General features: G+C 41.7%; 6 protein-coding genes and 1 pseudogene. 3 read left to right on the top strand and 4 right to left on the bottom strand.

What is annotated here, in order from left to right; all coding sequences use genetic code 11:
- Positions 1-93: 93 nt before the first annotated feature.
- The 3 genes and pseudogenes from HNQ84_RS11090 to nhaC form a co-directional block, all read right to left on the bottom strand.
- Positions 94-558, bottom strand: a pseudogene (locus tag HNQ84_RS11090) (GNAT family N-acetyltransferase); the annotation flags it as partial.
- 23 nt (positions 559-581) lie between these two features.
- Positions 582-1,691: a mandelate racemase/muconate lactonizing enzyme family protein gene (locus tag HNQ84_RS11085; protein WP_435622151.1), complete on the bottom strand. Its 1,110-nt coding sequence runs from the start codon at positions 1,689-1,691 to the stop codon at positions 582-584.
- Between the two features lie 47 nt (positions 1,692-1,738).
- A complete protein-coding gene (gene nhaC / locus HNQ84_RS11080) occupies positions 1,739-3,151 on the bottom strand; it encodes a Na+/H+ antiporter NhaC (protein ID WP_435622150.1) in 1,413 nt (470 codons plus the stop codon).
- 128 nt (positions 3,152-3,279) lie between these two features.
- Between nhaC and HNQ84_RS11075 the strand changes: the two genes are divergently transcribed.
- The 3 genes from HNQ84_RS11075 to HNQ84_RS11065 are packed head-to-tail and all read left to right on the top strand — an operon-like array spanning position 3,280 to position 6,244.
- On the top strand, positions 3,280-4,395 hold the full coding sequence (locus tag HNQ84_RS11075; RefSeq protein WP_435622149.1) for a M20 peptidase aminoacylase family protein: 1,116 nt from the start codon (positions 3,280-3,282) through the stop codon (positions 4,393-4,395).
- Positions 4,396-4,398: 3 nt separating this feature from the next.
- Positions 4,399-4,851 carry a PH domain-containing protein gene (locus tag HNQ84_RS11070; RefSeq protein ID WP_435622148.1) on the top strand — a complete coding sequence of 151 codons (453 nt, stop codon included), beginning with the start codon at positions 4,399-4,401 and terminating at the stop codon, positions 4,849-4,851.
- A complete protein-coding gene (locus HNQ84_RS11065) occupies positions 4,841-6,244 on the top strand; it encodes a PH domain-containing protein (RefSeq protein WP_435622147.1) in 1,404 nt (467 codons plus the stop codon). Before HNQ84_RS11070 ends, HNQ84_RS11065 begins: the two co-directional genes overlap by 11 nt.
- Positions 6,245-6,284: 40 nt before the next feature.
- Here HNQ84_RS11065 and HNQ84_RS11060 read toward each other — a convergent pair whose 3' ends face one another.
- Positions 6,285-6,995 carry an NAD-dependent deacylase gene (locus HNQ84_RS11060; protein WP_435622146.1) on the bottom strand — a complete coding sequence of 237 codons (711 nt, stop codon included), beginning with the start codon at positions 6,993-6,995 and terminating at the stop codon, positions 6,285-6,287.
- Positions 6,996-7,024: the final 29 nt, after the last annotated feature.

Raw genomic sequence — 7,024 nt, 5'->3', positions numbered from 1 at the left:
CGGTACCCGACTTTATTTTTTACGAAATGTAAAATCGAACGTAAGAATGTGGGCTTTATCGTTTCACAGTACCCAACTTTTTTGTAATTTAACAATTCCTTGTGCAAACTTATCTTTTAAACTAGGAATATTGAATGGAGCAACTGTACAACAGATGTATTTGTACGCTTTATTTGTTCGTTCGAGTTCGGCCATAATGAGATTAGCTAATGTTTGTTGTAACCTATTTCCTCGTGCCTTTGGATGAACGATGGATATTTCTTGATAAATAACGTCTTCTAATTCTTCTTTCGAAAGACCGATGTCAAACCCTAAGTGTTCTTCATCAATGGGAGGGAAGAGTAGGGCCCGAAACGCGATGAGTTGATCGTTTGCAAACGCACCAAGCATAAGTCCATTTCCTTGTAAAATATATGCATATTCTTCTTCCGTTAATGGTTGCAGAATGTCTTTTTGGTCTAGTTGATCGACAACGAGTTGTTGTAGCGACAAAATTTCCGCAAGATGTTCCATTTGTAACCGCGAAATGACAAACGGCTCGTTGTTTTGCTTTAACATACTTTGCAAAGTTTCTTTCCCCCTTAACGAATGACGTCGGAAAAAGCGGTTAGTTCATGAAGTGTTCGTTCGTCTACATCGATGCCTAAGCCTGGTTTGTTCGTTAATCGAATGTACGGGAGGTCGTAATGCAAATTGCCGACATCTTTTGTGAACTTTAACGGTCCTGTTAATTCCACGCTCGTAACGATTTTTTTCGCGAAGGCGACGTGAAAACCAGCGGCTGAACCGATCGACGATTCAACCATTGAACCGATTTGACATTCGATGCCGGCTAATTCCGCTTGATGAGCGAGCTTCATCGCAGGATAAATGCCTCCGCATTTCATTAGCTTAATATTTACTTTATCTGCTGCCCGTTTTTGAATAATTTCACGCATATCCCGCATGTTTCTTAACCCTTCATCAATCATTAGCGGAATAGTTGTTTTCGTGCGAATGTATGCCATCGCATCGATGTCATCTGCGGCGACTGGTTGTTCAAGCCAATCGATGCCAAGGGACTCGAGAGAACGCAAAGCTTTTATTGTTGTCGCAATATTTTTCCAACCTTGGTTGACGTCGACGCGAATCGCAATATTATCTCCTACCTGTTTTCGAATCGCTTGAATGCGTGCAACGTCTTCTTCTACATGTGTGCCGACTTTAATTTTTAATGAGCGATAGCCGCCTTTCACGACCGATAGCGCTTCTTCAGCCATTTCGTTCGGATCGCCGATGCTTAATACGTGCGTAACAGGAAAGGCATCATGAAATCGTCCGCCAAGCAGTTGATATACAGGTTGCTTGAGTTTTTTTCCAATTAAATCAAAACAAGCGATATCAATTGCCGCTTTTGCGGTCGGGGCACTATATATCACTTCATTCATTCGCTCGTGCAAAGCTTCGATATGTAAAGGGTTTATCCCGATCAAACGAGGAGCTAACGTATGTTTTAAGATGGCGAATGTGCTTTCCCACGTTTCTCCTGTCACATGTTCATCTGCGACGCCTTCCCCATAGCCAACGACCCCTTCATCTGTTTCGATTTTTACAATAATAGACGGCATATCCTTATACGAGTGATAACTAACAACAAATGGAACACGCAACGGTAAGCGAATAGCATGTATATGGACGGCGGTAATACGCATACATTTCTCTCCCTTCTTGAAAAAGGCTGCCTGATGAATAGACAGCCTTATGCATTCATGTCGGCATTTTTTCGTGCCGATACTTCAGAAGGTGGCAACTTCTCGATGGAAAAGCCCGTTAGTGCGTACAAAATTGAAATCATTGGAACGATAAAATTTAATACAGCATACGGTGCATAATCAAACGCATGCACGCCGAGCGTACCGAGAATAAATACGCCACACGTATTCCACGGGAAGAAGACAGACGTTAACGTACCACCATCTTCAAGCGCACGCGATAAATTTTTTGAATGTAGCCCTTTTTCTTTGTAAGCGTTTGCGTACATACGTGATGGGATGACGATCGAAATGTATTGTTCCGAACAAGTCGCATTTGTTGCCACACATGAGAAAATCGTTGAAGTGACGACGCCTTTTGCTGTTTTTGCGAGCTTTAAAATTTGTTTCACAATCGCTTCTAGCATCCCAGTATGTTCGAGTACGCCACCAAACGTCATGGCGACAATCGTCATCGAAACCGTATACATCATCGATTCTAAACCACCGCGATTAAACAAGTCGTCGACTACCTTGTTTCCTGTTTCGATGCTAAAGCCGCTTTGTAACGCTTGCACCGCACTAGCAACAGATCCGCCTTGAATAAAGATTTGAGCTAAAAAGCCGAGCACAATACCGACGATTAATGCGGGAATGGCTGGAACTTTTCTAGCTACGAGCACGATAACAAGAAGCGGAATAAGCAATAAAAACGGTGAAATGACGAAATGTTGTTGCAATACAGTTAATGTTTGTTCAATTTCTTCCGCTTTCACTTGTTTATTTCCGAAATTTCTTCCTAAAAATGCGTATACGCCTAGTGCGATAAGCAAGCCAGGAATGGTTGTATAAAGCATATGACGAATATGTACGAATAAATCCGTATTTGTTAATCCAGAAGCTAAGTTTGTTGTATCAGAAAGCGGTGACATTTTATCTCCAAAATAAGAACCTGAAATAATTGCACCAGCAACCATCGGTGCAGGAATGCCCATGCTCATACCAATTCCCATGCCAGCAACACCGATTGTTCCCATTGTCGACCATGAGCTTCCAATCGCTAGCGAAACAACGGCGCAAATTATTGTGATAGATACTAAAAATAAAGACGGCGTTAACAGCTTTAAACCGTAGTAAATCATCGTCGCAACAATACCGCCGCCGATCCATGCCCCGATTGTTAACCCGACAAGCATAATGATCACAACGGCTGGTAACGCCAAGCGGATGCCTTTGTACATAGCTTCTTCGATTTCACGCCATGTAAAGCCTAGTCGCCAAGCGATCAGTGCAGCCACAGTCGTTCCAACGATGAGTGGAATATGTGGACTTTGTTCAAGGACAACGATGGTTAGTGCCATGACAGTAATCGTGACGAGAACAGGAATCATTGCGATAGAAAATGATATTTGTTTTTTCATCCTCCCAAACCCCTTTTCTGTATCTCTGAATTATCTTAAAATATAATCTATTATGAATAATAAAGATTTGACAGAAGGACGTCAATGCATTTTTTTAGAAAAATATTATGAAGGACGGGGGGAACAAGATGGATAATATTGAGTTAGAACAGCGTCTATTTGAGTTTTTTCATCATTTACATACACATCCTGAAACGAGTTGGAATGAGTTTAAAACGACACAGTATATTAAACAATTTTTAGAAAATGAAGGTGTTCGCTATCGCTTATTTGATGACTGTCCAGGCATTGTTGCAGAAATGGGTAATGGAAAACCTGTTGTAATGGTGCGAGCCGATATGGATGCTTTATGGCAAGAAGTAGATGGGGAATTTCGTGCGAATCACTCGTGCGGGCACGATGCACATATGACGATTGTGATGGGGTTAATTTTACGGTTCAAAACGTTAACGTGGAGACAAGGGACGATTCGCTTTCTTTTTCAGCCAGCGGAAGAAAAAGGAAATGGGGCATTAAAAATGATTGAGAAAGGTGTACTTGACGATGTCGATTATTTATTTGGTGTTCATCTCCGTCCAAATGAAGAATTGTCGTTAAAACAAGCTTCTCCATCGATTCGGCACGGTGCGGCTCAGTTTTTTGTTGGACACATTCATGGAGATGATTGTCATGGGGCACGTCCGCATCAAGGAGTAAATGCGATTGATGTCATTTCGCTTATTAATTTTCAATTGAAAAACATTTATTTTTCTCCACAACAATCGTATTCTGTAAAAATGACGAAGTGTGTAGCAGGGGGAGAAAATTTAAATATTATTCCAGGTAGCGCCCATTTCGCTCTAGACATACGAGCAGAAACAAACGTGTTGTTGCAACAAATTAAACAAAAAGTGGAACAAATTATTCAACATGCTGAAACGATGGGAGTACGTATTTCGTATAAATGGGTAGATTTTGTTCCAGCTGCAGAAGTATCAGGTGAAGCAGAACAATGTATTCGAAAAGGAATTATTGCAGTTTTAGGTAAGGAGGGATGTATGCCACCTTTACAAACGTCAGGAAGTGAGGATTTTCATTTTTACACGATTCAACGACCGCACGTAAAAGCGGCGATGCTAGGACTTGGGGCGAACTTAAAACCAGGATTGCATCATCCACACATGACGTTTGATCGCTCGTGCATGCTTGATGGGGTTCGGATTTTGGAAGTGGCAGTCATGGAGGCGTTAAAAGAGAGGATGTGAAAGATGAAAAACAAACTTTCTGAACGGGCTGTGTCTGTATGGCGGATATATGAAGCCATTCGTTTAATTATTTTTTTATTTTTGTACGTGGTTATTCATTTTTTTGTTCCAACATGGGTTGTTTGGTTGTTAGTTTTTTTATGGATTGTAGACGTTGTTTTATTTGTTTTTTTCGTTCCGCTCTGGAAATGGGAGCGTTGGCGATATATGATTCGCGATCGAGAAATTGAACTCGAGCACGGAGTATGGATTCGAAAGCGTACGCTTATTCCGCTTCGTCGCGTTCAACATGTCGATGCAAAGCAAGGTCCGTTAGCACGAAGGCAAAAACTTGCTTCACTTTACATTTATACAGCAGCAACTGCGCACGAAATTCCATTTCTTGATGAGCAAGAAGCGGAGAAGTTGCGCTACTACATTTCTTCTTTAGTGAAGGAAGATGAAAATGATGCATGAAAAGAAGCGGTTGCATCCGATTGCGATTGTCATTTACACGATGAAGCGATTGAAACAAGGACCTTTTCTTGCCCTTGCCTTACTTATTGCGATAAAAGAGAAAACAGGTGATCCTTTCGCTGATTGGCTGCCTTTGTTTTTATTTCTTTTTTATGCTATGCTCGCTGGGTATATGTCGTGGCGGCGATTTACATATCGTTTAGAAGAGCACAACATGTATATTGAACAAGGGATAGTTGTAAAAAAGAAACGGTATATTCCATTTGATCGTATTCAAGGTATCTCACATTCGTCAGGGTTGTTGCAGCGGCTTGTAGGTGTTGTACAAGTACATATTGAAACGGCTGGCAGGCAAATTGATGAGCCAGAAGTAATACTTTCAGCGGTTTCCATAGAAGAAGCAAAGCAAATAGAGCGAGCGGTGCATCACCAAAAACGAGAAAACATGTTTATAGAAATAGAATATAAGACGGATATCGTATTTACACTTCGCTTTCGTGACGTATTGTTTTTATCCATCACAAGTGGTGGTGTTTTTGGAGTCATTGCAGCGATTGGTGCATTTCTTTCTGATTTTGATAATTTCATTCCGTTTGAACGGCTAAACATATTTTTTCGCGTTGACGATACAGCTTCTACCCTTGTCTTTTTACTTGTCGTTCTTATGATCGCTTATGTGTTGTCTGTGATCGGTCATCTTTTTCGCTATATGAACTTTACGGTTGTCAAACAAAACAAAACGATAACGATAACAACAGGATTGCTGCAAAAAAAGAGCATTTCTACATCGATTGAGCGAGTTCAAGCCATTGCAGTGAAGGAAAGTCCGATTTGTTACTTGTTCGGTTATGTTTCTGTTCATCTTATTCATGCCGGAGGAGCACTTGATGATGGAAAACATGGCAGTCTCGTGCTGTTTCCGCTTGTTCGTAAAAACGAAGTCACTTCTCTTGTTGCGACGTGTTTTCCTGAATATCGTTTGCACAATTCGTTCCGATCGCTATGTACACGTGCCCGTTGGCGCTATATGTTGAGATCGCTCTATAAGGTTATGCTAATTCCGATCATCATAATCGTATTTTTTCAGCGATTTGAAACGCTCCTTCTCCTTTTGCCCGCAGTACATGTCGGCTATCGAAGTTATAGACGAGCGGGAGTAACGATTAAGAGTGAGCAGCTAGCATTGAGAAGTGGATGGCTGACGATAAAAACAGTATATATGTTAAAACATCGTATTCAGTCGTTAACGATCTCACAAACTCGTATGCAACAACGGCTCGGATTATGTACCGTACGTGCGACAGTCATGCCGGGTATACGCGGAAAGGTCGTTGATGTTGACGAACGTGAAGCAAATGTAATATACGAATGGTTTTTGGAAAATAAAGAATAAGCGATGATTGTGTCCCAAAAGAACATATTTTGGGACACAATCAAAGAAATTCGTCAATTTCCTTCAACACTTCCCCAATTTTACGACCGTGTATAATTAAATCTGCCCAATCATCGAATGGTGTCGGTTCCATATTCACGATAACGAGTTTTGCTCCGCTTCGTTTGGCGATGACAGGAAGCTCGTTAGCTGGCGATACTTGTAAAGAAGAGCCGAGCACAATCCATAAGTCCGCTCGTTCGGCTGCTGTCCATGCTTGTTCAATTGCATCATGCGGCAACGATTCGCCAAATAAAACGACGGAAGGGCGCAAAAAGCCGCCGCATGTGCACTCAAACTGTTCATCTACATATCGTTTCGCATCGTACGTTTGCTTACAGCGCAAGCAATAGACGGTTCGCAACGTCCCGTGCAATTCGACGACATTTGTACTGCCTGCTTGTTGGTGAAATCCATCGACATTTTGCGTGACGATTTGATGAATAATCCCTTTTCTTTGCCAATTGGCCAAAATCGTATGCCCAATATGCGGCTGGCATTCAAGAAGCGTGCGAATGCGATATTGGTAGAACGCGACAAATTCCTCGCGGTTATGTTTTAGCGCATACGTGCTCGCTAATTGCTGAGGATTTTTCGTACGCCAAAGCCCCGTTTTTGCCGAACGAAAATCAGGCAGGCCGCTTTCTGTCGACATTCCTGCACCAGTAAATACGACTGTATACGAAGACTGTTTCAACCATCTTTCTATCATCCCATACCCCTCCTTTTTATCTACCAATA

The sequence above is a fragment of the Anoxybacillus eryuanensis genome, assembly GCF_051200995.1.
Classification (GTDB): Bacteria; Bacillota; Bacilli; order Bacillales; family Anoxybacillaceae; genus Anoxybacillus; species Anoxybacillus tengchongensis.
The sequence above is the reverse complement of the archived record's forward strand: the minus strand, read 5'-3'. Positions and strand labels throughout refer to the sequence as shown.